The 26,357-nt window shown below is 45.9% G+C and carries 24 protein-coding genes; 17 read left to right on the forward strand and 7 right to left on the reverse strand.

What is annotated here, in order from left to right:
• The first annotated feature begins 122 nt into the window (after nt 1-122).
• The 13 genes from purT to ACUTVW_RS11840 all read left to right on the forward strand — a co-directional run bounded on the left by purT (nt 123) and on the right by ACUTVW_RS11840 (nt 16,291).
• Complete coding sequence (gene purT / locus ACUTVW_RS11780; protein ID WP_445645975.1) at nt 123-1,310, forward strand: formate-dependent phosphoribosylglycinamide formyltransferase; 1,188 nt, start codon at nt 123-125, stop codon at nt 1,308-1,310.
• Nucleotides 1,300-1,758 (forward strand): GNAT family N-acetyltransferase, encoded by a 459-nt coding sequence (locus ACUTVW_RS11785; RefSeq protein WP_445645976.1) that lies wholly within the window; start codon nt 1,300-1,302, stop codon nt 1,756-1,758. Before purT ends, ACUTVW_RS11785 begins: the two co-directional genes overlap by 11 nt.
• A gap of 292 nt (nt 1,759-2,050) precedes the next feature.
• The gene (locus tag ACUTVW_RS11790) at nt 2,051-2,776 is read left to right on the forward strand and encodes a CAP domain-containing protein (protein ID WP_445645977.1); all 726 of its coding nucleotides are present in this window, start codon (nt 2,051-2,053) and stop codon (nt 2,774-2,776) included.
• 239 nt (nt 2,777-3,015) lie between these two features.
• Nucleotides 3,016-3,882 carry a GDSL-type esterase/lipase family protein gene (locus ACUTVW_RS11795; protein ID WP_445645978.1) on the forward strand — a complete coding sequence of 289 codons (867 nt, stop codon included), beginning with the start codon at nt 3,016-3,018 and terminating at the stop codon, nt 3,880-3,882.
• The gene (locus ACUTVW_RS11800; RefSeq protein WP_445645979.1) at nt 3,883-4,854 is read left to right on the forward strand and encodes an ABC transporter ATP-binding protein; all 972 of its coding nucleotides are present in this window, start codon (nt 3,883-3,885) and stop codon (nt 4,852-4,854) included. It begins immediately after the preceding gene.
• Nucleotides 4,847-5,836, forward strand: coding sequence for an ABC transporter permease (locus tag ACUTVW_RS11805; RefSeq protein WP_445645980.1), 990 nt, complete (start codon nt 4,847-4,849; stop codon nt 5,834-5,836). Before ACUTVW_RS11800 ends, ACUTVW_RS11805 begins: the two co-directional genes overlap by 8 nt.
• 76 nt (nt 5,837-5,912) lie before the next feature.
• The gene (gene parE, locus ACUTVW_RS11810) at nt 5,913-7,892 is read left to right on the forward strand and encodes a DNA topoisomerase IV subunit B (RefSeq protein ID WP_441922565.1); all 1,980 of its coding nucleotides are present in this window, start codon (nt 5,913-5,915) and stop codon (nt 7,890-7,892) included.
• A 12-nt stretch (nt 7,893-7,904) separates the two neighbouring features.
• Complete coding sequence (gene gyrA / locus ACUTVW_RS11815) at nt 7,905-10,367, forward strand: DNA gyrase subunit A (RefSeq protein ID WP_445645981.1); 2,463 nt, start codon at nt 7,905-7,907, stop codon at nt 10,365-10,367.
• Nucleotides 10,368-10,596: 229 nt separating this feature from the next.
• Nucleotides 10,597-11,043, forward strand: a complete 447-nt coding sequence (locus ACUTVW_RS11820; protein WP_445645982.1) for a MarR family winged helix-turn-helix transcriptional regulator — start codon at nt 10,597-10,599, stop codon at nt 11,041-11,043.
• 224 nt (nt 11,044-11,267) lie between these two features.
• Nucleotides 11,268-11,585 (forward strand): ArsR/SmtB family transcription factor, encoded by a 318-nt coding sequence (locus tag ACUTVW_RS11825; protein WP_445645983.1) that lies wholly within the window; start codon nt 11,268-11,270, stop codon nt 11,583-11,585.
• A complete protein-coding gene (locus tag ACUTVW_RS11830) occupies nt 11,578-14,019 on the forward strand; it encodes an FAD-dependent oxidoreductase (protein ID WP_445645984.1) in 2,442 nt (813 codons plus the stop codon). The genes ACUTVW_RS11825 and ACUTVW_RS11830 overlap by 8 nt, the downstream gene beginning before the upstream one ends.
• Before the next feature lie 311 nt (nt 14,020-14,330).
• On the forward strand, nt 14,331-14,777 hold the full coding sequence (locus ACUTVW_RS11835; protein WP_441922575.1) for a MarR family winged helix-turn-helix transcriptional regulator: 447 nt from the start codon (nt 14,331-14,333) through the stop codon (nt 14,775-14,777).
• Entirely contained in the window at nt 14,774-16,291 is a 1,518-nt protein-coding gene (locus ACUTVW_RS11840; RefSeq protein WP_445645985.1) for a DHA2 family efflux MFS transporter permease subunit, read from the forward strand. The genes ACUTVW_RS11835 and ACUTVW_RS11840 overlap by 4 nt, the downstream gene beginning before the upstream one ends.
• A gap of 139 nt (nt 16,292-16,430) precedes the next feature.
• On the opposite strand, the gene ACUTVW_RS11845 is transcribed toward ACUTVW_RS11840, so the two are convergent.
• From ACUTVW_RS11845 to ACUTVW_RS11855, 3 genes are all read right to left on the reverse strand, one after another.
• Nucleotides 16,431-16,784, reverse strand: a complete 354-nt coding sequence (locus ACUTVW_RS11845; RefSeq protein ID WP_445645986.1) for an MGMT family protein — start codon at nt 16,782-16,784, stop codon at nt 16,431-16,433.
• Between the two features lie 367 nt (nt 16,785-17,151).
• The gene (locus ACUTVW_RS11850; protein WP_445645987.1) at nt 17,152-17,892 is read right to left on the reverse strand and encodes an RluA family pseudouridine synthase; all 741 of its coding nucleotides are present in this window, start codon (nt 17,890-17,892) and stop codon (nt 17,152-17,154) included.
• Nucleotides 17,892-18,755: a class I SAM-dependent methyltransferase gene (locus tag ACUTVW_RS11855; protein WP_434750633.1), complete on the reverse strand. Its 864-nt coding sequence runs from the start codon at nt 18,753-18,755 to the stop codon at nt 17,892-17,894. Before ACUTVW_RS11855 ends, ACUTVW_RS11850 begins: the two co-directional genes overlap by 1 nt.
• Before the next feature lie 257 nt (nt 18,756-19,012).
• On the opposite strand from ACUTVW_RS11855, the gene ACUTVW_RS11860 reads away from it, so the two are divergent.
• The 3 genes from ACUTVW_RS11860 to ACUTVW_RS11870 are packed head-to-tail and all read left to right on the forward strand — an operon-like array spanning nt 19,013 to nt 20,894.
• Entirely contained in the window at nt 19,013-19,465 is a 453-nt protein-coding gene (locus tag ACUTVW_RS11860; RefSeq protein ID WP_445645988.1) for a flavodoxin, read from the forward strand.
• A 5-nt stretch (nt 19,466-19,470) separates the two neighbouring features.
• Nucleotides 19,471-20,280, forward strand: coding sequence for a hypothetical protein (locus ACUTVW_RS11865; protein ID WP_445645989.1), 810 nt, complete (start codon nt 19,471-19,473; stop codon nt 20,278-20,280).
• Between the two features lie 47 nt (nt 20,281-20,327).
• The gene (locus tag ACUTVW_RS11870; RefSeq protein ID WP_445645990.1) at nt 20,328-20,894 is read left to right on the forward strand and encodes a nitroreductase family protein; all 567 of its coding nucleotides are present in this window, start codon (nt 20,328-20,330) and stop codon (nt 20,892-20,894) included.
• A 61-nt stretch (nt 20,895-20,955) separates the two neighbouring features.
• On the opposite strand, the gene ACUTVW_RS11875 is transcribed toward ACUTVW_RS11870, so the two are convergent.
• Both ACUTVW_RS11875 and ACUTVW_RS11880 read right to left on the reverse strand, forming a co-directional pair.
• Nucleotides 20,956-22,413, reverse strand: a complete 1,458-nt coding sequence (locus ACUTVW_RS11875) for a 4-hydroxyphenylacetate 3-hydroxylase family protein (RefSeq protein ID WP_445645991.1) — start codon at nt 22,411-22,413, stop codon at nt 20,956-20,958.
• A gap of 193 nt (nt 22,414-22,606) precedes the next feature.
• Nucleotides 22,607-22,759, reverse strand: a complete 153-nt coding sequence (locus ACUTVW_RS11880) for a DUF1540 domain-containing protein (protein ID WP_434750637.1) — start codon at nt 22,757-22,759, stop codon at nt 22,607-22,609.
• A 410-nt stretch (nt 22,760-23,169) separates the two neighbouring features.
• On the opposite strand from ACUTVW_RS11880, the gene ACUTVW_RS11885 reads away from it, so the two are divergent.
• Entirely contained in the window at nt 23,170-23,976 is an 807-nt protein-coding gene (locus tag ACUTVW_RS11885) for an AAA family ATPase (RefSeq protein WP_445645992.1), read from the forward strand.
• Nucleotides 23,977-24,111: 135 nt separating this feature from the next.
• On the opposite strand, the gene ACUTVW_RS11890 is transcribed toward ACUTVW_RS11885, so the two are convergent.
• Complete coding sequence (locus ACUTVW_RS11890) at nt 24,112-25,590, reverse strand: ATP-binding protein (RefSeq protein ID WP_445645993.1); 1,479 nt, start codon at nt 25,588-25,590, stop codon at nt 24,112-24,114.
• Nucleotides 25,575-26,261 carry a response regulator transcription factor gene (locus tag ACUTVW_RS11895; protein ID WP_445645994.1) on the reverse strand — a complete coding sequence of 229 codons (687 nt, stop codon included), beginning with the start codon at nt 26,259-26,261 and terminating at the stop codon, nt 25,575-25,577. Before ACUTVW_RS11895 ends, ACUTVW_RS11890 begins: the two co-directional genes overlap by 16 nt.
• Nucleotides 26,262-26,357: the final 96 nt, after the last annotated feature.

The following is a 26,357-nucleotide window of genomic DNA, read 5'->3' on the forward strand; positions in this document are numbered from 1 at the left end:
AACACAAAAAATCTTGTAAAATTCACAAGAAAAATAGGGAGTACTCTTGCAATCTTTAACCAAAACCCCGAAAATAGAGAGATAGATAAAGAAGATTTCTCTTTGGGAGGATTGGAAAGAACATGTGGGGTGCTCCTTTTTCGGCTCAAGCCAAAAAAATGCTGCTGCTAGGCAGCGGAGAATTGGGTAAAGAGGTCGTGATTGAGGCCGCACGTCTGGGCGTGGAAACGATCGCTGTTGATCGTTATGAGAACGCACCAGCCATGCAGGTCGCGCATCGATCTTACTGCGTCGACATGTTAGATGGCGAGGCATTGAAACAATTGATCCGTCAGGAACAACCGCATTACATCGTACCTGAGATTGAAGCCATTGCAACTGAGGCACTGCTTGAACTTGAGGAAGAAGGCTTTTGTGTCGTACCAACGGCCCGAGCTGCCCGTTTGACTATGGATCGCGAAGGCATCCGTCGTCTGGCAGCCGAACAATTGAATCTTCCTACAGCAGCGTATCGCTTTGCAGATCGTTTAGAACAGCTGCAAGAAGCTGTTCGTGAGCTAGGTACACCTTGTGTTATCAAACCACTGATGAGTTCGTCTGGTAAAGGTCAGAGTGTATGCCATGTACCAGAGGACGCAGCGAATTGTTGGGACATTGCACTCTCGGGAGCGAGAGGCAAATCCGTACGCGTTATCGTGGAAAGCTTTGTGAAGTTTGAGAGTGAGATTACGTTACTTACCGTCAGATCGGCATCAGGGACCGTGTTTTGTCCGCCGATTGGCCATATCCAGCAAGATGGGGATTATGTCGAATCATGGCAGCCTCATGCGATGACTTCTGAGCAATGGGAACAGGCTTGTCACATCGCAAAGACGGTTACGGATGAGCTGGGAGGGTATGGGCTTTTTGGCGTTGAACTCTTCCTTACTACTAATGGAGTGGTGTTCAGTGAAATATCACCGCGTCCACACGACACAGGTATGGTCACCATGGTTACACAGGATAGTTCAGAGTTCGCACTTCATGTGCGTGCCATTCTTGGTTTTCCCGTCACAGAAGTACATTTGCTTACACCGGGAGCTTCAGCAACGCTGAAGGCCGATGTTGAAACATCTGATTTCACCATAGGTGGAATTGAAGATGCACTGGCTTTACCTCGTACTCAGGTTCGTGTGTTTGGCAAACCTGAAACGAAACAAGGACGCCGGATGGCTGTAGCCCTTAGTGCTGGAACAGATGTGGAAGAAGCTCGTAAAACAGCGGTTCAAGCCGCAAATATGCTGAAAGTGGAGGTAAATCATGTCCAATAATGTGGAGGCCCCTGTACTGATGATCCGAGAGTGTGAACTGCGAGATGCTGAAGCGGTAACGGGATTGATGCGAGAGGTCAGCTATCCAACAACAACCAATGTTATGAAAGAACGCATTGAAGGTTTGGAGAGCAATCCCAACGCGTGCATGCTTGTCGCCGAAGTGGATGAACAGATTATTGGTGTGATTGGCTTGCAATGTGTTCAAAGTCATGCCTATCCGGAGCCAGCTGCCCAAATTACATCTTTAATTGTGGGTCAGGAGCATCGTGGCAGTGGAATTGGCCGTCGTCTAATGGCTCGTGCTGAAGCTTGGGGCAAAAAGCAGGGTGGTAAGCAATTGTTTGTCACTGGTGCGAATCGAGAAGTGACTTCAACGACGTATTCTTTCTATGAGCATATTGGTTTTCAGAAAAGAGGCTATCGCTTTAGTAAGGTTCTTTTATAATAGATGAAACGGGCATTCAGCAAGTGTGAACTTGACTGAGTGCCTTTTTTTATAGGTTATATCGCGTTAACGCTCTAAACGTAAATGTGAAAAGCGTTGAGTTAACAAGTACTTTGTACGCCTGCGGTACAGCTTGTATGTATACACTGTCTAATCCGTTTTGAAACACGTAATAATGACAAAAAAGTCATTTTTCCATTATTTATGGGTTCACAATCTCCTTATGAATTGATATACTGCTAGAGTAAACATTACAACTTTGTAACAATTAATTCTAAGGAGATGAATGAATTTGAAGAAGAACTGGATGAAAAAAGTTGTGACAGGCAGTCTGACAGCTGCACTCGCCGTAGGGATTATGCTTCCCGCCTCCGCGTCTGCTGCAGATTCAACATATAAAGCAACTACGGTTACAACCTATAAAGTTGTGAGTGCAGATAGCTTGAATGCTTATATCCAGCAATGGCTTAAGCAAAATGGGTATAAGGCTACTGAAGGACAAGTCGTTGAGCAACCAGCAGCACAGCCTGTAACGAAGCCTGAACAACCAAGTACGCCTGCCAAGCCAGTACAAGAAGAGAAACCAGCAACGACAACACCAGCCAAAGATCCTTCAAGCACAGGTAATAACGGTACGCAAAGCTCACAATCTGATTTCGCTGCACAAGTGGTGAAACTGGTCAATGCAGAACGTTCCAAAGCAGGCCTGGGTTCCCTGGCATCCGATGCACTTCTGGATAAAGTCGCTATGGCAAAAGTTAAAGATATGAGCAACAATAACTATTTTGATCACCAGTCTCCAACCTACGGTTCTCCGTTTGATATGATGAAACAATTCGGAGTAACTTACAGCTATGCCGGTGAAAATATTGCCAAAGGTCAAAAAACACCACAGGAAGTTGTCACTGCCTGGATGAACAGTGCGGGTCACCGTGCAAATATCCTGAGCAAAAACTTCACGCATATCGGTGTAGGGTTCTATAATGGCTATTGGGCTCAAGAGTTTATCGGTAAATAAGAACTGTAAATGAATAACCTATATATTAAGTTATAATAAAAAAGTCATATTCACACATGGCCGCAATGCTATGTGTGATATGGCTTTTTCCCATTTTTTGAGGTGTGTAAACATCTGATTCTCCAATACAGCTACAAAATTTGCAAATTAACGACAGAACACTTATGTTATTTAGAATAAGCAATATCTTGATACAAAAGCCATTATCAATTATACGCACCTGACTGGAGATGTGATGGATGAAAAAGAACAAAAATCTTGATTCAGCACCTTGGATCTGGAGAAGTGTAAGCACCATATCCATATTAGCCACATTATTGCTAATATTCGGATTTGGCTACGCGATAAAAGATGTTATTTTTCCTCAAGGGGATTCGACGTTAAATGATGGACAAAAAACTTCTGCGCCTACACAAGATGCTGGAAATAAAGCCATTGTAGAAGACGGCAAAATTCGAATGGCTGTCATCGGAGATTCCCTTGCCAGGGGTACTGGAGATGACGAAGGATTGGGTTTTGTAAGACGGGCAGGTAATCTGCTTAAAGAAAAGGGTTACGATGTGCAGGTGCTTAACAATCTGGGAGTCAATGGTCTCCGAACAGATGCTTTGTTGAAAAAGCTGGATGAACAAGGTGTCAAGTACGTCTTGCAGCAATCCAACTTTATTTTGCTCTCCATCGGTGCGAATGACCTGTTCCAGGGTGGACAGGTACTTCAGGGTGAAGACCCGCCAACTGCTGAGAAACTGGCTGCTGCACTGCCTGAGACTTCGAAAAGGCTGCAAGAAATTTTGAAGAAAGTGAAAGAAATTAATCCGAATGCCCAGATTGCTTACATTGGATTGTATAATCCGTTTGGCAATGTGAAAGAGCTGGAGAAGCCAGGAAATGCGGTTGTTGCGGCTTGGAACGATGCGGCTATGTCAATTTTGAACAATGAAGATAAAATGACTCTTGTGCCTACCTTTGACCTGTTTGAAAATCATCTGGATAAGTATCTCTCATCGGACCACTTCCACCCCAATGGACAAGGGTATCAGCAGATGGCTGTTCGAATTGCACAGGAATATCAAGGAACTACACCGGCAGAGGGGAGCGCAAAATAAATGGCAGAGAAAGAAAAGCACTATGATTCCGTCTTGTCTGTACAAAATTTAAAGAAAAAAATCGGACGAAAATGGATTATTAAAGATGTCACGTTTGACGTCAAACCTGGTGAGATTTTCGGTTTTTTGGGACCCAATGGAGCGGGGAAAACAACAACAATTCGTATGCTGGTTGATCTGATTAAACCTACAGAAGGAAAAATCAGCGTCTGTGGTTATGACGTGAACCGGGACCCTGAACGGGCACTGAAATATGTAGGTTCGATTGTTGAAAATCCCGAGGTATATACATATTTGACCGGGTGGGAGAACCTGGAGCATTTTGCACGAATGCAGCCAGGTGTCGATTATGACCGTATTCAGGAAGTGGTCAACATTGTGCGTCTGGATCAACGGATTCATGATAAAGTCAGAACATATTCGCTTGGGATGCGTCAGCGGCTTGGGATTGCGCAAGCATTGCTTGGAAGGCCACGTCTGCTCATTCTGGATGAACCTACGAACGGACTTGATCCCAAAGGTATTAAAGAATTGCGGGAGTTTATCAAGCAACTTGCCAGTGAGGGAATGGCTGTGTTTGTTAGCAGCCACTTGTTGAGTGAAATTCAGCTCCTCTGTAACAGAGTTGCGATTATCAGTTCGGGCCGTGTGCTCGCAGTTGGTGGCGTAAATGAACTGATTGAAGACCATTCCGAAGTGGCGATCTGGCACCTTACACCGTTTGATGCAGGCCGACAGTTTTTACTCGATCAGGGGATTAAGCTGATCAGCCGCCCTGCCGAAGTGATGGATGACACGATCGTTGCAGGGCTTGGTGCCAATGCTGTAGTTGCGGAGATGCATGAAGACCGGATTCCGGATCTGGTCCGGCAGATGGTTCAGGCAGGCATACAGGTTGAAGGTGTGCAGCGGATTCAGCCTACACTTGAACAACTATTCTTAAAAATGACAGAAGGTGAATCCATTGAATAATATTATGCCGCTGATCCGTAACGAGACGATCAAGATGGTGAAGAAGAAACGTCTTTATATTATTTTCATCGTTCTGGCCATCCTTGTACCGATGTTCACGTATGCACAGATGAAATCGGCTCAAAATAACAAAGACAAGTTTGGTGGTGACTGGAGGCTTGAAATACAACAAGCGATCACGGATAATCAGAACTCCCTGGGCAGTGATCGGGTGCCGGAAGAGTACAAAAAGTACAGAACCGTGTATATCCAGCAGATGCAATACTATCTGGAAAATAATATTAATCCCCAAGAGCCAGGCGGAGTGACGTTTACGAGGGAGTTTATGAACAATGCCGTTGGATTGTTTATTCCTCTTTTAATTATGGCGATTGCTTCAGACCTGGTATCTGGTGAAAGGACAACAGGCACGATCAAGATGTTACTGACTCGCCCTGTTAGACGGTGGAAAGTACTTCTCAGCAAACTGATTACATTGATCATGTTTGTCTCGATCATTGTCGTTTCTGCGTACGTGATCTGTTATGTTATATCTGGAGCCGTCTTTGGTTACAAAGGGTTCGGTATGCCTGTATTCACTGGATTCAAAGTGGTCGGCACCGAGGTGGATATGTCTGCTGTTCATGCGGTAAGCCAGTGGCAGTACATGTTGATGCAGGCAGGTTTAATCTGGTTTGTGAGTATTATCGTGGCGATGCTGGCGTTTATGGTCTCCGTACTTGTACGCAGTACAGCGGCAAGTATTGTTATTATGATGGCTGCCCTTATCGCAGGAACAATTCTAACCAATATGGCAGCTTCGTGGCAGACGGCGAAATATTTGTTCATGGTCAACCTGGAATTACCTAAATATTTATCTGGCGGACTACCGCCAATTGAGGGTATGAATCTAGGATTTTCCCTTATCGTACTTAGCGTTTGGGGGGCTGCATCGCTTATTGTCTCATTCCTTGTCTTTACGAAACGGGATATCTTGAATTAAAATGGACAAGGATAAGAAAACATCTGTTTGCATTTCAGGCAATTTTGTAGTTGCAAGTTAAGAAGGGGGAGCATGAATGGTCGAGCAAATCGATATGTCGGCAGGTTCCACAGGCGGAGGACAGGGCGCCTCGGGCTACGACGCGGACGACATTCAAGTACTTGAAGGACTGGTAGCAGTTCGGAAACGGCCGGGGATGTACATCGGCAGCACCAGCACTTCAGGTCTACATCATTTGGTATGGGAGATCGTAGACAACGCTGTCGATGAGCACCTTGCCAAATTCTGCTCCAAAATCGATATCACGCTGCATAAGGACGGTTCTATTACGGTTCAAGATAACGGAAGGGGAATTCCGACAGGTATACATAAAACAGGGATTCCCACTCCCCAGGTCGTGTTTACGATTTTGCACGCAGGCGGTAAGTTCGGTGGATCAGGATATAAAAAGTCAGGTGGTCTGCACGGCGTAGGGGCTTCGGTCACCAACGCTTTGTCGGAGTGGCTTGAGGTCGAAATCTTCCGTGATGGCAAGATCCATCGTCAACGTTTTGAATATTGGCAGGATAAAAAAGGCATAGAACATGTAGGGGAACCTGTAAGCGGGCTTGAAGTATTGGGTAACACCAATCGCACAGGTACCAAAGTTACGTTTAAACCGGATATTCGTGTTTTTCAGAATGGAATTCAGTTGAATTACGATACGCTGGCAGAGCGTCTTCAGGAGATTGCGTTCCTGAACTCAGGCTTGAAAATTGTGCTGAAGGATGAACGCTCAGGCAATCAGGATGAGTATATGTATGAGGGCGGCGCAAGTCAGTTTGTTGAGTATTTGAACGAAAACAAGGATGTGCTGCATGATGTCATTCACTTCTATGCGGAGAAAGATGACATTGAAGTAGAGATTGCGATTCAATACAACGCAGGCTACACCGAGACGATTGCATCGTTTGTCAACTCCATTCCTACCCGCGGTGGTGGTACGCATGAGACCGGATTCAGGGCAGCCTATACACGTGTGATGAACGACTACGCTCGCCGCACCAGCATGATTAAGGAAAAAGATAAAAATCTGGAAGGCAATGATCTGCGTGAAGGCATGATGGCTGTCATCAGCGTCAAAATGTCGGAAGTGGAATTTGTCGGTCAGACGAAGGATCAGCTTGGAAGTGCATCTGCCCGAAGCGCGGTGGACTCGGTTGTATCGGATAACATTCAACGTTTCCTGGAAGAGAATCCTCAGGTTGCACAGACCTTGATTCGCAAGGCTGTTCAGGCGTCCAAGGCGAGAGAAGCTGCGCGGAAGGCACGTGACGAGATGCGTACAGGGAAGAAACGGAGTGAAAGTTCTAACCTGAATGGTAAGTTGACGCCGGCCCAGTCGAAGGATTTCACTCGTAATGAGTTGTTTATTGTGGAGGGCGATTCCGCTGGCGGATCAGCCAAACAAGGGCGGGATTCCAAAATACAAGCTATTCTTCCGTTAAAGGGAAAACCGCTTAACCCGGAAAAATCCAAACTGGCGGATATTCTGAAAAATGAAGAGTATCGTGCAATTACGGCAGCGATTGGAGCAGGAATCGGAACAGAATTTGCAGTAGAGGACAGCAATTATTCCAAAATCATCATCATGACGGATGCCGATACGGACGGTGCGCATATTCAAGTACTCTTGCTTACGTTCTTTTACCGTTACATGAAACCTTTAATTGACGCGGGTAAAGTATATATTGCGCAGCCGCCATTATATAAACTCACACGTAAATCCGGCAAAATGGCGACGGTAAGATATGCTTGGACGGATGAAGAACTTGCAAATTATATGAAAGAATTCGGCAATAATGTCGAGTTGCAGCGTTATAAAGGACTTGGTGAGATGAATCCGGATCAATTGTGGGAAACGACGATGAATCCTGAGACACGCGCCATGTTAAAAGTGGAGATTGTCGATGCAGCCAAAGCGGAGCGTCGTGTATCTACATTGATGGGTGATAAGGTGGATCCTCGCAAACGCTGGATTGTAGAGAATGTCGACTTTACAGAGTACGAAGAATAGAAGGTGCTTGGAATGAGTCTATCAGAACAGTTTATGCCGGCCTTTCTTGAAGAGGTCGTAGGTGACCGTTTCGGTCGCTATTCTAAATATATTATTCAGGATCGGGCGATCCCCGATGTACGAGATGGATTAAAGCCAGTACAACGGCGTATTCTATACGCGATGTACGACTCGGGTAATACACCCGAGAAGCCATACCGGAAGTCTGCCAAAACAGTCGGCGACGTAATGGGTAATTATCACCCGCACGGTGACTCCTCGATCTATGAAGGTATGGTGCGGATGGCTCAGCCATGGAAAATGGGTCATATGCTTGTGGACGGACACGGAAACTGGGGTTCACAGGATGATGATCCGGCTGCAGCGATGCGGTATACGGAGGCACGTTTATCATCGATTGCGATGGAAATGCTTCGTGATATTGAGAAACGTACGGTACTGTTTAAAGATAACTTTGATAATACAGCCAAGGAACCGGTTGTATTGCCTTCCCGTTATCCCAATCTGCTTGTGAATGGTGTGAGCGGGATATCTTCCGGTTTTGCAACCGAAATTCCACCACATAATTTACGTGAAGCGATTGATGCCTGCATTGCTTTGATGGAGAAACCATCCATTGAACTGGACGAGATCATGATGTTTATGAAAGGCCCCGATTTTCCGACAGGTGGATTAATCATGGGTGGAGACGGTATTCTGGATGCATATCGGACAGGTAAAGGACGAATCTACATACGCTCCAAAACCGAAATCGAAAATATGCGTGGTGGCAAACAGCAGATCGTCATTACGGAGATTCCTTATCAAGTGGTCAAATCCCGTCTTGTTACAGCGATGGAAAACATCCGTCTGGAGAAAAAAGTTGAAGGTATCGCAGAAGTTCGCGATGAAAGTGGACGTGAAGGACTACGGATCGTTGTTGAGCTGAAAAAAGAAGCGGATGCACAAGGGATTTTGGCTTATTTGCTGAAAAAAACCGACCTTCAAGTCACATATAACTTTAATATGGTTGCGATTGTGAACAAAGCTCCGCAGCAGCTGGGCCTAAAAGCCATTCTGGAAGCTTATATCGCTCACCAGCGCGAAGTTGTAACGTTCCGGACCAAGTACGAGCTGGAGAAAGCGGAAGACCGTGCTCACGTTCTGGAGGGGCTTGTAAAAGCCCTAAACATTCTCGATGAAGTGATCGCAGCGATCAAAGCTTCAAAGAATCGTCAAGATGCTCAGAATAATCTGACATGGATGTTTGGATTTACGGAGCGCCAAGCCGATTCTATTCTTACGTTGCAATTATATCGTTTGACCAATCTGGAGATTAACTCTCTGGAAAAAGAGTTGAATGAGCTTATGAAGAAAATTTCTAATTTACGCTCTATTCTGGACAGTGATCGCAAGTTGATCGGAGTCATTCGCAAAGAGCTGCTGGAGATTAAAGAGAAGTACGGAATTGAGCGCCGCTCCGCCATTCAGGGTGAAGTAGAGGAACTCAAAGTAAATCTCGAAGTGCTGGTCAATGCTGAAGATGTATTTGTAACCTTGTCCAAAGAGGGGTATGTCAAACGCTCCAGCATGCAGTCCTTCACACGCTCCGGCGGTGAGAGAAGCGCTAGCGGTGTAAAAGAAGGAGACTATATCTCTCAAGTGTTAGAAGTGAACACACTGGAGAATCTGCTTGTCTTTACACAGAAAGGCCAATACTTCCTTCTGCCTGTACATCAGGTTCCAGAGTTCAAATGGAAAGACCCAGGTACAGCGATTGTTAATGTAATTCCTCTAGCGAAGGATGATCGGATCACAAGTGTGCTGACGGTCAAATCGTTTGAGGAGGCTAATCACAGCCTGGTATTTGTGACTCGCAAGGGACAGGTCAAACGAACCGAACTCAAGGAGTACATTACGAAGCGATCGGGTGCTGTAGCCGCGTGTAAAGTGGGTAAGGATGATGAAGTCTTATCCGTCCATTTGAGTACAGGCGGTAAAGATATTATGCTGATTACCAAAGAAGCGATGGCTATTCGTTTCCGTGAAGATGAAGTGAATCCGATGGGACGTGTATCTGGTGGTGTTCGGGGTATCCAGTTAAAAGATACGGATGAAGTGGTCTCTGCTTTATGGGTAGAGGGAGACGAGGGCGAGGTTGCTGTACTGTCTGACCTGGGTTACGGTAAACGTTCCTTGCTTCTGGATTATGCATTGCAGAGCCGTGGAGGCAAAGGACTGGTTACCTTTGAATTTAAGGAAGGTAAACGTGTCAAGCCGAACGGTAGCCGTATCGCTGGTGCATTCTATTGCAGAGAGCAACGTCAGTTGACGGTAATGACCAAAGAAGGACAGGTGCATTCGATTTCATCCGAAAGTGTACCTATTACAGAGCGTAAGCATATCGGTAAATTGATTGTTTCAGTGGATAAGCAGGACGAGATTACTGAGTTGATTCAGGATTTTAATGAGGCTCAATCGGGATCAAACTCCTAAAAAAAGAATAAGAAGACTCTTCGCAGGCAGTGCTGATTCTGTCGGGTGAAGAGTCTTTTTTTGTTGTTCCTGGGCGGATGTGAAGCGCGCCATCAAGCGAAGTTTAACAACCTTCGTCGATTACAGTCGATCGCTGGGAAAATGAAAAAATGTAGCAGGAATGCGGCTTTGAAGCGCGAAAACTTAAGCAAATGAAATGATTATCCGTTGCCGGGAGGAGTGATATTACATGTATAATTCCGATTTCGCCAAATGTTGGTTCAGATTAACGAAGGATTATAAATTGCATATGGATCAGGAATTGGCCCCTTCATTAACAGAGGCTCAACTTGCCGTGCTCGAGGTGCTTGAGGATCACGAGAAGATGAAACCGTCCGATCTGATTCCATTTCTAGCGACAACGCCTGCTGCTGTAACGATGCTACTGGATCGTATGGAGAAAAATGGTCTCATATGCAGAGAACGCGATAATCAGGATCGGCGAATTGTATGGGTTTCACTATCGGATAAGGGAAGAATGGAAACAAAGCGTGGCGTTACCATCCGTAACGAGTTTATGAATTCCGTTCTGAGCAACATTTCGATGCACAATCAACAATTACTCATTTATCTGCTCGGGAAAATGACGGCACCCAAAACGAAGTTGCAAGAGCCTGTTTTAACCAGTTCAGGTTAAAATCATGAACAACTCTAATTACAGTGCTAAAAGAATACCAGCTTCACCGAGCATACTCCTGGCTTTTTTAGGCCGGGAGTTTGTTTTTGTGGAGTCATGCTTTTCATAATAATCAGACCAAGTTAAATGAAATTCATGGTGCATTTCATTTTTCGTAAACAAAAAATTGACAACTTAATCGTTATATCGTAATATTACAATATAACGTTTTAGGAGGAGTCATTTTGGAATTGCCTGCTTTTGATCGGAATGATTTAAAACAGTTTGACGAACCAGCAGAATTTCTCAAGGCCCTGTCTCACCCCGTGCGGTTATGTATCGTTCGTGGATTGATGCGTAAAAAGAAATGTAATGTTTCATATATGCAGGAATGTTTGGATCTCCCGCAATCAACGGTGTCGCAGCATCTGCAGAAGCTTCGTAGTGCAGGCATTGTAGCGACGGAGCGGAATGGGCTTGAAGTTCATTACGTGCTCGCTGATCCACGTGTGGAACAGTTAGTCATGATTTTATTTGAAAAGGATGAATGTGAAGATGAATAAACGTAAAAAAGTGTTGATTGTGGGAGGTGTTGCAGGAGGAGCTTCTGCTGCTGCACGCCTCCGGCGTCTGGACGAACATGCCGAAATTATTATGTTTGAAAAAGGGCCATATATCTCATTTGCCAACTGTGGTTTGCCTTATTACATCGGAGGTACGATTGAAGAACGTGCACGACTACTTGTACAGACACCGAAAGGGATGGAGGATCGATTCAATATCGATGTTAGAACACGAAGTGAGGTCATCGCTGTAGATTCAAACAAACGCTCCGTGCAAGTTCGCAGTGCTGAACGCGGCCTGTACGAAGAAAGTTATGATGAACTGATTTTGTCGCCTGGTGCTCGTCCAATGGTGCCGGAGCTGCCTGGTAAAGAAAATCCACTGATCTACACGGTGCGAAACATTCCTGATATCGATCGAATCAAAGAACAGATTAATTCGGATAACAACCAAAATTCGATTGTTATAGGTGGAGGATTTATTGGTGTGGAGATGGCTGAGAATTTGAGGGAAGCAGGGCTTGATGTAACTTTGATTGAAGGCAATGATCAGGTGTTAACTCCGTTTGATCCCGAACTGGCAGCTGCGCTCGCTCAAGAGATGGAGCAGAATGGTGTGAAGCTTTTGTTTTCGCAACGGGTTCAAGGCTTCCGTACGTTGGAACAAGGAATTGGTGTAGAACTGTCGGACGGCCTTGTGTTATCTGCCGATCTGGTCATTCTGGCTATTGGTGTTACACCAGACACCTCATTTTTGCAGGACAGCGGAGTAGCTCTCGGTTCGCGTGGACACATTTTAGTCAATGAAAAGATGGAGAGTAGTGTTCCACATATCTATGCGGTAGGCGATGCCATTGAAGTGAAAGATTACATTCATGGGACGCAGACAGCCATCCCGCTTGCAGGTCCTGCGAACAAACAGGGAAGAATCGTCGCGGATCAGATTGCAGGTCTTTCAACCACGTACAAAGGCACTCAAGGAACGTCGATCATCAAAGTGTTTGGATTAACGGGAGCATCTACGGGCAGCAATGAAAAAACGCTCAAACGAATGCAGATGGACTATCGTACGGTTACGGTACACCCGGCATCACATGCTTCCTATTACCCAGGTTCCAGTGCAGTTACGTTGAAACTGCTCTTCACTCCTGAAGGGAAAATTCTGGGCGCACAAGCAGTTGGTTACGAAGGTGTGGACAAACGAATCGATGATATTGCGGTGGCGATTCGTTATGGAGGTAATGTAAAAGATCTGACGGAACTTGAACTGAGTTACGCACCACCCTATTCTTCGGCTAAAGACCCGGTTAATATGATCGGTTACGCTGCCGAAAACATCATCGACGGTCGTGTGCACACATACACGTATGACCAGCTGGCGGAGCGTGATCCTCAACAATCCATATTGCTGGATGTCCGGAGTGATCTGGAACACCGAAACGGAAACATTCCAGGTTCGATATCTATTCCGGTAGATGAACTTCGTCAGCGTCTGAGTGAGCTGGATGTTTCTAAAGTGATCTGGGTTTATTGTCAGGTAGGACTCCGCGGTTATACCGCTAGTCAAATTTTGCGTCAGCATGGATATGAGGTGAAAAACTTGAGTGGGGGTTATAAAACGTATCGTCAGGCACAATTCAAACCCGCAACCTTATCAACTAAGCAAAAGAAAGAAATGCATACAGAATCCTCTAACGAGCTTCGGATTGATAATGAACTGAACGTATGTGGTTTGAGTTGCCCCGGCCCTTTGATTGAGGTTAAACAAAAGATGGATCAATTGATGGATGGGCAGACATTGCGGGTGAAAGCTTCCGATCCGGGATTCTATGAGGATGTGAAGGCTTGGGCTACCATGTCCGGGTCTGACGTTCTCAGGCTGGAGCGTGACAAGGGCGGAGTAATTGAGGCGGTTTTGTCCAAGAATACTTCATCTGTTATAAACCTTTCACAGCAACATGAAAAAGCCAGTACGATGGTTGTATTTAGTGGTGAACTGGATAAGGCGATTGCCTCGTTTATTATTGCTAATGGAGCAGCAGCCAGCGGGCGTAAAGTTACGATGTTTTTTACCTTCTGGGGCTTAAATATCATTCGCAAGCAAGAGATACAGCAAGCACCTGTCAAAACAGGCATGGCACGTATGTTTGATCTGATGCTGCCAAGCAACAGCCTAAAACTCGGACTCTCCAAGATGAATATGTTCGGTGCGGGATCAAAGATGATTCGAGGTCTGATGAAAAAAAATAATGTCGCTTCGCTGGAACAACTCATGCAATCGGCTATCGCACAAGGCGTTGAGATCGTAGCTTGTCAGATGTCGATGGATCTGATGGGCATACAACGTGAGGAATTGATGGATCAAGCTGTTATTGGTGGCGTTGGTTATTATCTCGGACAGGCGGATCAGGCGAATCATAATTTGTTTATATAAATTTTCAACTAAACCTCTATTTCACTTCAAGTGGAATGGAGGTTTTTTCTGCCACAAGGACTAGAACAAAGTCAAAGATCAAGGCTATTGTTGCATAATCTCAACTTCCAGGGAAAACCTACAATGAACTGATTAGCTACTACACGGCTTGCTTATATATTGTATATATCAAAAATAATATGTCCTAATATTATTTTCTTGAAATCATATGTAAAGAGTTGACTATGTAAATATTTTTGTTATAATAAGTAATTGTTCCCCTGATATTTCGTGTACGAAATATTATATTCCATAAGTAAAAGGGTGAAACAATGACGGATACGTACGAAGTATTTTACATTATCAACTCATTTCGACAAGTGAATCAGATGCTTTTCCGGGCATTCTGGAATGAAAACAAGGAGATCGAGCTGACTTCGATCCAGTTTATGGTGTTATCTGTCCTTAAGGAGCGACCAGCTCTTGGCATCAATGAGATTGCTGATCTGTGCCATATGGGCAGCAGCTCGATGAGCGCTGTTGTGGAAAGGCTCGTAAAAGGCGAATACATCGTGCGAACACGTTCTGATGCGGATCGCCGCTCTGTAGTGCTGCAGATTACAGCCAAAGGGGAAAAGGCGCAGCAGGAGACACAGCAGCTCTGGATGGAGCGTGTATCACCTATACTGGAAATTTCGAAGGAAGACCTGGAGCACCTGCTTCGCATTCATAGTCTGATGATTGAAAAGTTACAAGGAAGAGAGATGAACAACTTATGAGCACAACAACTGCTACAGCTCCGTCCTCCGCGATGGACAACATCAAGAAAGGCCCAATTGTAGCGGCCTTGTTGATCGGTGCCTTTGTGGCATTTTTGAACCAGACCCTGATGAACGTGGCTCTTCCCAAAATTATGGATGATCTCGGTATCGGGCCCAACAAAGCCCAGTGGCTTACAACGGGTTACATGCTTGTCAACGGGGTATTAATCCCGGTTACGGCATACTTGATTGCCAAATTTTCAACACGGCAAATTTTTATAACAGCCATGACATTATTTACGATCGGTACGCTAGTCTGCGGACTTAGTCCGAACTTCTCGATTCTTATGGTCGGTCGTGTTATTCAAGCCGCAGGTGCGGGTATTCTGATGCCGCTGATGACCGTTGTTTTTCTGACGATTTTCCCGATTGAAAAGCGTGGACAGGCGATGGGTACGATGGGGATTGCGATGATTCTCGCCCCTGCGATTGGGCCTACGTTGTCGGGTTATATCGTTGAGCACTATTCCTGGAGATTGTTGTTCTACATCATTTTGCCATTCTCCGTGATCGCAACAGCGATCGGTATCGCTTTTGTCAAAAACGTAACACGTCAATCCAAGCCGAAACTGGACTCTGTTGGCGTCATTCTATCCACACTCGGATTTGGTAGTTTGCTGTATGGTTTTAGTGATGCAGGTACAGACGGATGGGGAAGTGCTGTTGTCATCAGCTGCCTCGTCGTCGGTGTCATATCCCTGATTCTGTTTGTTATTCGTCAGTTGACGACGGATCATCCACTTTTGGAGTTCCGCATTTTCAAATACAACATGTACACCTTAACAACGATCATTAACATGCTTGTTACGATGGCGATGTTTGCAGGCATGATCCTGCTTCCGATCTTTTTGCAAAATATTCGTCAGTTCTCGCCGATTGACTCCGGCTTGCTCATGATGCCAGGAGCCATTCTGATGGGCATTATGTCCCCGATTACAGGTCGCATCTTCGATAAAGTGGGTGCACGTTGGTTGTCGGTCGCAGGACTGGCCATTACAGCCATTACCACATGGGGGCTCAGTCGTTTGACGATTGACACCACGTATGGATACATGATGTTTATCTACACTGCCCGTATGTTCGGAATGTCGATGCTCATGATGCCAATCCAGACTGCTGGTCTGAATCAACTGCCACAACGTCTGAATGCACATGGTACAGCGATGTCGAACACATTGCGTACCGTGGCTGGTGCGATTGGTACAGCGATTCTTGTAACGATCATGAGCAGCAAGCTTAAGACGCATCTGGCAGAAACGTTGGCTACAGGTACAGTGGACCCGAACAACAAAACAGCGATGATGGCTGCTACAGCAGATGCAACGATCTATGGTGTTAACTATGCCTTTACAGTGGCCACCTTTATGACAATTGCAGCGCTGATCATGGCTTTCTTCATTCAGAAAACGAAACCGGCTACCGAGCCGGTAAACGCAGAGAAGGAAAAGGCTAAAAATGTGGCAACAGCTTAATTCGATTTGAGATTTTTAACGAATCAATAAGATTAAGAGAACTCTCGGCTAACCGTAGGACACATCTTCTACGAGGAGCGAGAGTTCTCTTTTTGGTTTGGCAGACAAAATATCGCTAAGCAAAAAAACATAAAAATTGTTACTCATCTTCGTCTTTGATTGAAGTCAGATCATGCAGCAGGTCTGGTCCAGGATCATGACCGAAGACCTTGAGATCTATGCTTCCATCGAGCTGAAATTCCACGCCTTCACTGACAAGCTCGGTTTCCTGCATCATACGTGATTCTTCGTCGGGTATGGAGAGCTGTCCTTTTGCATTGACGACCCGGTGCCAGGGGAGACGTTCCTTACGACTCATGGAGTGCAGGATGCGAACGACCTGTCTTGCCGCCCTCGGGCTTCCTGCATGAGCTGCAATCTGTCCATAAGTCATCACCCTTCCTTCAGGGATCGAGGAAATAATGGCTATAACCTGCTTCGTAAATGGGGTCATGACTTAAGTCTCCTGTCTTTGATTGAAAATATAAAACGCATAGAAGAGATGTCATATGTCGAAAAAAAACGTGCCGCCCGGAATGTAGCATCCGAACGACACGTTACAGGTGCAGACAGGTTCTGCTTATATATAAGTTGAACTAAAGATTTTACACAATCCACTCCGATGACAGAATAACCTGGAGAGTAGCGGTTATCCCCAGATTTTTTAAATTCCCTCGTCCAAAGGGGAAAATCCGGTGATAAAGGCGTAGCTTATGCTTCCGATGCAGCTTTCTTTCAGAAAGCTCTTAGCTCCGTTTTTCCAGATTTTTTCTGTCCTCTCCGTTAACGTGTAAAAAAATAGTTCAACTTATATAGATTTATTATTGACGTTGATTCAAAGCGAAAGCTTCTTCATAGATCTGCGAAGGCCATTCAGCCCAAGGAAATTCTCGTGCAGGCAGAGACTGCAGCACAACTTCCTCTTTGGTGACAGGATGCGGGAACGCTGCGATGACAGACCAGAGCGCGATCTGCTGTCCTGGTTTGTTCATTTTGGCTCCATACTTCTGATCACCGAATAGTGGACAGCCAGCTTCTTTCATCTGCACACGTATCTGATGGGATCGGCCCGTATGCAGTTCGATATGAACTAGACTGTAACGATCGGTCTCTCCGATGACTTCGTAGTCCAGAACGGCGTCTTTACCGCCTGGTGTACCTTTGGGTACAGCGGTTACGGTGTTCGTTTTGCTATCTTTCAGCAGGGTGTGCTTCAGTGTACCCTTACGTGCCGGCAATCGACCGTGAACGACGGCAGCATAGATTTTACGGAAGTGACGTCCACGCACCGTTTCGGACAAACGTGAAGCCGCTTTGGAAGTTTTGGCAAAGATCATGGCTCCCCCAACGGGGCGATCCAGACGATGTACCAATCCTAAATATACATTGCCGGGTTTGTTATAACGTTCTTTCAGATCTTGTTTCAGTAAAGAGAGCAGGTCTGGATCACCAGATGCGTCTTCCTGAGTAGGGACATTCACTGGTTTTGTGATGCCGAGCAGATGATTATCCTCAAACAAAATTTCGATGTCTCCGCCTTTTGGCACATCAATAGACATCATCAGGACTCCCAGCGGCCCAAAATACCGCAAGGCAGATCCAGACCGCTGCGTGTAATCGGCAATCCGATCTCTCCTGCCGTAATCTCTCCACCATACTTGGCAGACATCGTCATCGTCAGCATGTTACGCAATACCGTGGAAGAGATGCCAGTCGTATAGGAATTTACGAGCATAAACAACGGGTTGTCCGAAAGAATCGTCATACAGGACTTCAGGAAAGGATAGAGGTTTTCCTCCAGTTTCCATGTCTCGCCGTTCGGGCCACGCCCGTAGGAAGGAGGGTCCATAATAATCGCATCGTATTTGTTGCCGCGGCGTTGCTCGCGTTGTACGAATTTGAATACATCATCGGTGATGAAACGAACCGGACGATCAGCAAGTCCGGATAATTGAATATTTTCTTTGGCCCATTGCACCATACCTTTAGCTGCATCACAGTGGACAACGGAAGCACCAGCGTAAGCCGCTGCAACCGTTGCTCCGCCTGTGTATGCGAACAGGTTCAGAACAGAGATGGGGCGACCTGCATTGGAGATTTTATCCATCATCCAGCTCCAGTTGGCGGCTTGTTCAGGGAACAGTCCAGTATGTTTGAAGCTGGTCGGTTTAATATGGAATTTCAGATTTTCGTATCCGATCGTCCAGCGCTCAGGAATCGGTTTTTTCATATCCCAGTTACCGCCGCCGGAAGAGCTGCGATGATAATGACCGTGAGCTTCACGCCATTCATGGGTTTCTTGTTCAAGCGGCCAGATGATCTGTGGATCAGGTCTACGCAAGATGACATCTCCCCAGCGCTCCAGCTTTTCGCCGCCTCCAGTATCGATCACTTCATAGTCTTTCCAGTTCTTAGCTACGTACATAGTGGTTTATCCATCCTTCAAAATTCATTTGGATACTATTGTACAACAAAAAAGGGGCTGTACGCCAGTTAGCCTCAGGGGATCTGCGCAATGTACGGGCGAATTTCGACACATCATATAATGAAGATTTAAATAAAATTAATTTGACAATGATAATCATTATCACTTATGATTTTGATAGAGTAAGATTTAAACGATCCGGAGAAGCTTCCAGGGAACTCCGATGAACATAACGAAACCAAAGTGAGGGACAATAGATGGCTAAATGGTTAGTGGCTTACGCCAGTATGACAGGGAATACAGAAGAGATTGCGGAACTCATTGTGGAAGGTATTACACAGGATGGTCATAAGGTTGACCTGAAGTCTGTTACCGACTTCAACGCCGCAGATGTGTTAAATTATGACGGTTTCATGATTGGTGTCTATACGTGGGGAGACGGCGAATTGCCAGATGAATTCCTGGACTTCTATGAAGAACTGGATGAACTTGATCTGAATGGAAAGAGAGCTGCAGTCTTCGGAAGCGGTGACACATCTTATGAACAATTTTGCGGGGCCGTTGATCTCACAGCGGAGAAGTTACAGGAGCGCGGGGCGGAAGTATCACCAGAGATGTTGAAAATTGAATACAGTCCGCTGGAGCAGGAAAAGGAAACGTGCCGGGACTTCGGTAGACGTTTTGTGACTGCTGATGCGCAGGTATCCTGATCGAAATGCTGCAGCGTGATGCCTATACTGCAACGGCTCAGGGGGGCGATGCGCTTCCTGATGAACGTTTGCTTGAAGATTATAAGCTGGAAGAGATGCTGCGCAGCCCGGACCGGTTCATCCGCCCTGAACCTTCGGCTGAGCAACGCCAAGTGCTGCAATGGAGACATCGCGTACAATATGCGGTGAGCCACGCTATTAATCATTTTTACAGTGTAGACCCTAATGTACGTAAAGAAATCCCGATTCAGTATGTACTCGAAAAATGGTGGCCTAGAAAAACCGATGGTTTTGATTCCGTTCTTCACTACTGGGATGTAAAACAGAAAATGATCGATGAATTATCACTCACCATTTCAGCGAATGATGACTTGAAACGACCAACTATTTTGTTTGAACAATGGAAAACAGAAGTACCTTCTTTGCAGATGTCTCTGTCGATCATCTTTCAGGCGGCTTGGCAGCCAGAAGGCTGGGACAAACTACTGATTCAGAAATATATGGTGGTTCATGATGCGAATGTTGTGGAAGCCTTTCAGCATATGGTCAGTGTGTTTTGCTGGGAAGCATTTGGCAAGTTGCCTGGCATGATTGAAATTTATTGTCTGCTGGAAGGTCGCAAGATCAGGTATATTCCGGGCCGCCAATCATTACAGCGTTCCATGGATTATATCCGTCTGGTACGGGACAGCATGCCGAAAGCTGAGGAGCGAGTGTCGGAGCACTTTACATTAAGAGACAAAATCCGTGTGCATGAAGAAGTGGATCGTTGGAGAGCCGAAGGCACAAAGTCTCAAAAATCGTGGTTAATGTAACATTTCAGGGAATTGAAAGAACATCTATTTCGGAGGAGGGAACGCAGGTGACGACTGTATTCAGGCCAGATACAAGCCATGGAAAAAGAAGATCAGGAACGTATGAATTTAGCTCCATACCCGTACCTCAATCCGTCATAAGAACACTGCTGGATCAGGCTGATCCATCTTTATATGTGATGAGTCCAGCACCTTGGCGTTTTATGCTGTTTTCCGGTGAAGGGCGGCAGCTTTATATGGAAGCTGTTAGAAAGAGCTATCCGCCTCATCTTGCGGATTCGCATGGAAGCTGGGCTGCGCACCAATATACGGAAGCAATCCCGGCTCATCTGGTCGTGGTCTCCCCCACCAATACCTCGGAAGATCATGTCCTGCCCGCGAAGGCATGGAGCAAGCGATTCTGCATTCTGGCTGCTGAACAAGGGTTACATGCCGTCTGGAAGATGAATGATTATCAGCAGCATCCGGTGTTCATGAACCTGATGGGACTCACATCGAATGAAAGGGTGCTGGGTGTATTTCACATCGGTTACGGAGAGCAATGCGGATTACCCAGTGTGGCCGAAGGCAGGCCTGCATCTGAACTCATGACGGTATATGACCATTTGGTGTGAGCGGCAACGAGGTTTACAACGTCGTTGCCTGATGTGCTCAAGTTTATTGTTTGTAGACATGCTACCGTGCAAAATTCCCGAGGAACTGACGAACGCGTTCTCTCTGCGAGTCATCCCCTAAGCTGGCTGAATATAAGCGGTTCGAGACCGTAATGGCATTGCCGAAGAAAAATCGCTCGAACTGCGTCTGTCTGCCCCCGAAAGATCCCGCCCCAAGCTCCCAGATCAGGCGGAATAGTGCATTACGTTGTCTGGATTCCATGTCTGAGCCTTTGAGATAAACGTTTAACGATTCAGCTGAACCGGAGTGGAAATCCTCTTCCTGAGGAACCATGATCATGCCGCTGGAACTGAGCAACTGCAAGATCTCAATCATTTCAGGATATAGCTTTGGATATAGAAAGTTGGCTGCCATCAGCGGTTTGGGGGCTGGAAGGATATACCCCCTACCATCTGGTATAGCACCTGCTTCCGCAGCGAGCGCGAGTGCTTTTAACGATTCAAGACCTGCGAGAGCACGTGCTGTCTTCTCGACCACATGGGCTTCGTTTTTCAGATCCAGTGTATCCGTTAGCAGTTGGATTGTACCTAGCACAAATTCGGTTTTGGCAATGTAGCGGCACAACACCTGATGGCCGGCGTGAATATGGAAGTTACTTTCACTGAAAAGAGTGGAAGACATTTTCTCATTACCCGCGAAAAAGATACGGTCATGTGGTACAAGCACATGGTCAAATATTACGATGTTGTCCATTTCTTCATACCTGGAGCTTAGAGGATAATTATAATTCGATGTTGCGGCGTACGTATCTCTACAGATCAGACGGATGCCTGGTAAGTCATTGGGAACGGCAAAAGAAAAAGCAAACGGGTTCTCGTCATCGAAAGGTGCAGGGGAAGGCGATGGGTAGACAAAAATTTCGTCTGACGTGGCGGCCTGTGTTGCCATCATAAACGCACCATTAATAATAAGCCCTTCATCTGTCTGGTCGACAACCTTGGCAGCAATGGCATCTTCTGTGGCGTCCATCTGTCCTGAAATTTTACTCGCATGCGGCTGAATGAAGGCGTGGGATAGCGTAATGTCATTATCGCGGCAATAGGCATAATAATTTTTCAGGTTGTCGGCGTATTGAGGGGAAAGATCATTCAACAGATCGGCTGCCGTGAAAAATGCCATAATTGCCGTGTTCATGTAGTCAGGTGAACGTCCCAGAAAACCGTGATGGGCCTGAGCCCATATGGTCATGGCTTCACGTCGTCTACGAAGGTCATTGACATGCGTTGGGGGAAGGAAGGACATGCCGGCAGGTTTGCCATCAGCCGGGGATACGTACGTCATTCGTTCTGCCAGCTGTGGATCAGACTGCAGATCATACATATTCATCTGGGTCTTCATCAAGCCGGAAAAGGCGATGTGCTCGGAGCGTTTACCGGTAAGCAGTTCTCCTTTATACCAGCAGGGTACGGTTTGGGCATTGATTCGTTCACAATACTGCATGCCAGTTTTAGCGGGCATTATTCTTCACCTCTTGGTCATGGTTCATGAGCACATTCATTTCTATCCCTATTCTACGTAAGGCAGCTGTTGTATGTGCTAAAGTCCCAGGGGTAAAAAGTTTGAATCAAGGGCTTGATAATAATTATCATTCTTGCTAAAATAAATAAAGAAAAAGGAACCCCTGAGGGCTCCTAGAATGAAACAGTTCTACTTATTTAACTTCAAACGTTTTGCAGTCTGTTTCAGCAGACTCACTTGTTTCTTTGGAAGCGTGGCTCACGATGTAGATCGAAGATGCGCTACACTTGTTTTCTTGAGCCCAGTGACGACAGGAATTCACTTCACACAATACGTCTTTTGCCATGATTGTAACCTCACTTTTAGTTGGGTTTGCATTCGTTGGTACAAAGAGATCCGGATACGCAAGTTGCCGCTTGCTAATCTGGAACATTTTTCACGCTCTCATGAATTTGGAGGGCTTTTTTGTGTTGCACCGAACGATGCACTTTCAGAATAGCAAATTTTCCTGCCTGCTGCAACCAAACACTGACTGATAAGAGTGTTCAACGCAGACAAGGAGTTCACGCTTTGCAAAAGGGCATCACTATGATATTATTTAATAGTAAACTTTACGATTAAAATCCAATGATAAATAAAGAATAAACAATCAAGAATAAACAATCAAGAATAAAGAGCAAACAAGCGTATGAAAAATAAGGGTATTGAAAAATGGGATACAGATATATCATTTTCTTGAAGGAGCTACACATACACATGAGCAAAATGAATAACACAAACCGAATTCCTCGTGCGAAGGGAATTGATATGGCAGCATTTTACACCCCGAAGGAATGTAGACGAAAAGCGCAACATATTGTTTTCTCGGCTGAGAACGAACGTATTGTTGAAGAGTTCATTACCATCCTGGGCATGAAGGAAAAGTTCAGAGAGCATGATGTATCCATTCCGAATAAAATGGTGATGTTTGGTCCTCCGGGTACAGGAAAAACATTAACCGCATCGTATCTGGCTCAGAGACTGGAGCTGCCACTAGTACTAGTAAGGCTGGATGCGCTCATTCACAGCCATCTGGGGGAAACAGGCAGTAATGTACGCAAATTGTTCGAATATGCTCGCCTTAATCCTTGCGTCTTGTTTCTGGATGAATTTGATGCGATTGGCCGGACACGGGAGAGTAACGATGAAGTCAAAGAAATGGCAAGGGTAGTGAATACCCTGTTGCAATGTTTGGATGAATTCGAAGGAGATAGCATCTTGGTGGCTGCCACGAATCTGGAAACACAGCTGGATCATGCGATCTGGCGCCGATTTGATACCAAAATGACGTACGCGATGCCGGATGAAAAGAACCGCAGGCTGTATGTTAGCAAACTGGTGGGATCATTTGAGCAGGAAAACAGGCTAGAGGATTACATCTGTGAACGTCTGGCTGGTTGTAGTTATGCAGATGTGGAGCAGATTGTGTTAAAAGCGAAGCGTAAAGCCATTATTGGCAGCAGTGCTTTGCACAAACAGCTGATCTCTGATGCCTACGAGGAATACAGGCCACGAGTGCTTTAAAGATGACGGTAAGGGATAAAAATCGATAAGGAGAGAGTGGGCAAATCACATAATCTTATGATTACTCTGTACAACTCCGTCGAATAGAACAAACCCGGCTTCCTTTCTGATAAGGAATGCCGGGTTCTTTTTTTATTACAATGCGGACTTCGCTTTCACAGGTGAACGATAGTTTTTATCCGGCACAAGTACTTCTTGCTGGGAAACCCAGCGTGGCAGGCTTAATCTAAACGTACTTCCTTCCGGACTGCTGGACACGAGGGCTAACTCACCGCCTTGCTCCTGCGCCAGAAGGCGGCTGTAGGTTAATCCAAGACCCAAACCGCGATTGCGACGTTTTTTCAGCTCTCCCCGATAGAATCGTTCGAATATGTTAGGCTGATCTTCAATGGAAATTCCCGTACCGTTATCCTGCACATCGACATGCAACATGTCTTCCTCTACATGCAAATGCATATGAAAACCGGCTTGTTGGCCTGGCGTTGTCGCGTGAAGTCCGTTATTAAGCAGGTTCACGATAATCTGCTGGATCCGGAGTGCATCACCCATTACATATAGTGCGCCAGGTGGCACATGCAGCTGAACCTCGGGCGTATGTTCCTCATAGGCTATTTTCCATTGGTAAATGATTTCCCCGACCAACAGCTTCAGATCGGTTCTTTCTTTACGAACACTGACACTCCCGGCGGTCATGGCATTATAATCCAGCAGATCAGCAATCATTCGCTCCATGCGTTCGGATTCTTTCAGGGCGATATCCAGAAACTCTTTGCCTTCCTGCGGGCTGACCACATCGTCCCGTACAGCCATGACTAGTCCTTTGATTGAAGTGACAGGTGTTTTGAGCTCATGGCTAACTCCCGCAAGAGAAAGGGTACGCCATTCTTCAAGCTGCCGCAGACGTGTTGCCATATCCCCAAAGGAGCTTACAAGCTCAGTCATCTCCCGCTCCCGCGTTTTAATATCAAGGCTAACATCGTAATTGCCACCGCGAATTTGCTCTGCCGCATAAGCAACCTGACGAATGGGTCTCGATAACTTGCTGGACAGCAGGTAAATCGTAAACCAGCCACAGAGAATAAGGCCTCCAAAAATCAGAAAAACAAGCCATAGCGTTTCAGGGCTGAACGTGATGGATTGTTTGGACTGCATGACCCATACTTTGCCAAGCGTTTGATTGCCATCTGCAATATCTACCGTTACACCAGCATATTTGCTATTACGCGGTTCAAGAAAGTCATCGGAGAGTCGATAATAGACGTCTTCTTGCGCCATTTCAGGCTGAGAGAAAATCAGCTTGTTGTTATTGTCCAGTACCATGACACAAAAATACTGATCGGTATTAAAAAGCTTCTCACGGTTGCTTACAACGGTACTCAGATCAGGTGGAACTTGAAGTTGGTGATTCTTTACGGTCACTCGATCCGCGATCTCCCAACCAAGCAACTCAGCTGTTTTTAAACTTTTTTCGATAGAAGTTGTTCGTATCCAATAGAGTGCACCTGCAGCAATCACGGAGAAGCCGATACATAAAATCAGGAAGTACCGCAGTGTCCAGTGTGACAAAATGGAAGTCGTTCGCTTCGGTTTGGTTGATGTCAGTTGGCGATCCAAAATTGATACCCCATTCCTCGCAGCGTCCGGATTTCTCCTGTGTCTGTTGCCCAGTGGGAGAGTGCCTGACGCAGTCGCTTGATCGATAAATCTACAGCCCGATCACTGCCCTCATAGTCCAAACCCCATACTTGCTCTATCAAATGATCTCTCGTGAACGTGCGGTTAGGATATTCGGACAGAAAAATAAGCAGAGACAGGTCACGCGGTGTAAGTGCAACCTCTGCACCATTCAGCAGGACTTGCTTGGAAGCAAGGTCAATGACCAGGTTGCCGAAGGAACGCCTGTCCTGACTCCCGGAAGTCCAGTGCGGATTCCGCCGCAGTACAGCATTGACACGTGCGACCACCTCCTCAGGTACAAACGGTTTGCTCATATAATCATCAGCACCGGCATTCAGACCATGGAGTCGATCGGTGATATCGTCCAGTGCGGTTAACATAATGACGGGACAAGCACTCTTTTCCCGAAAAATTCGCAGCAGATCCCACCCGTCCATCCCGGGAAGCATGATGTCTAATAATACGATGGAAGGATTTACGGAATCGAAAAGGGCTAAAGCAGCCTGGCCATCCGCTGCATGATGAACTTCAAATTCAGCTTTTCTCAGATAAGCAGCCAAAACACGCGCGATTGCCTGCTCATCCTCAACGATAAGTACAGATTTCAAACAGGGTGTTCTCCTTTCACAGACAAGCTTGTGTACTGATTTTACATGAGGCGAGGCATAAAGCCAATCCTGTTTTCACGTTTTGAAAAAAAATGA

The organism is Paenibacillus sp. TSA_86.1 (assembly GCF_052691815.1).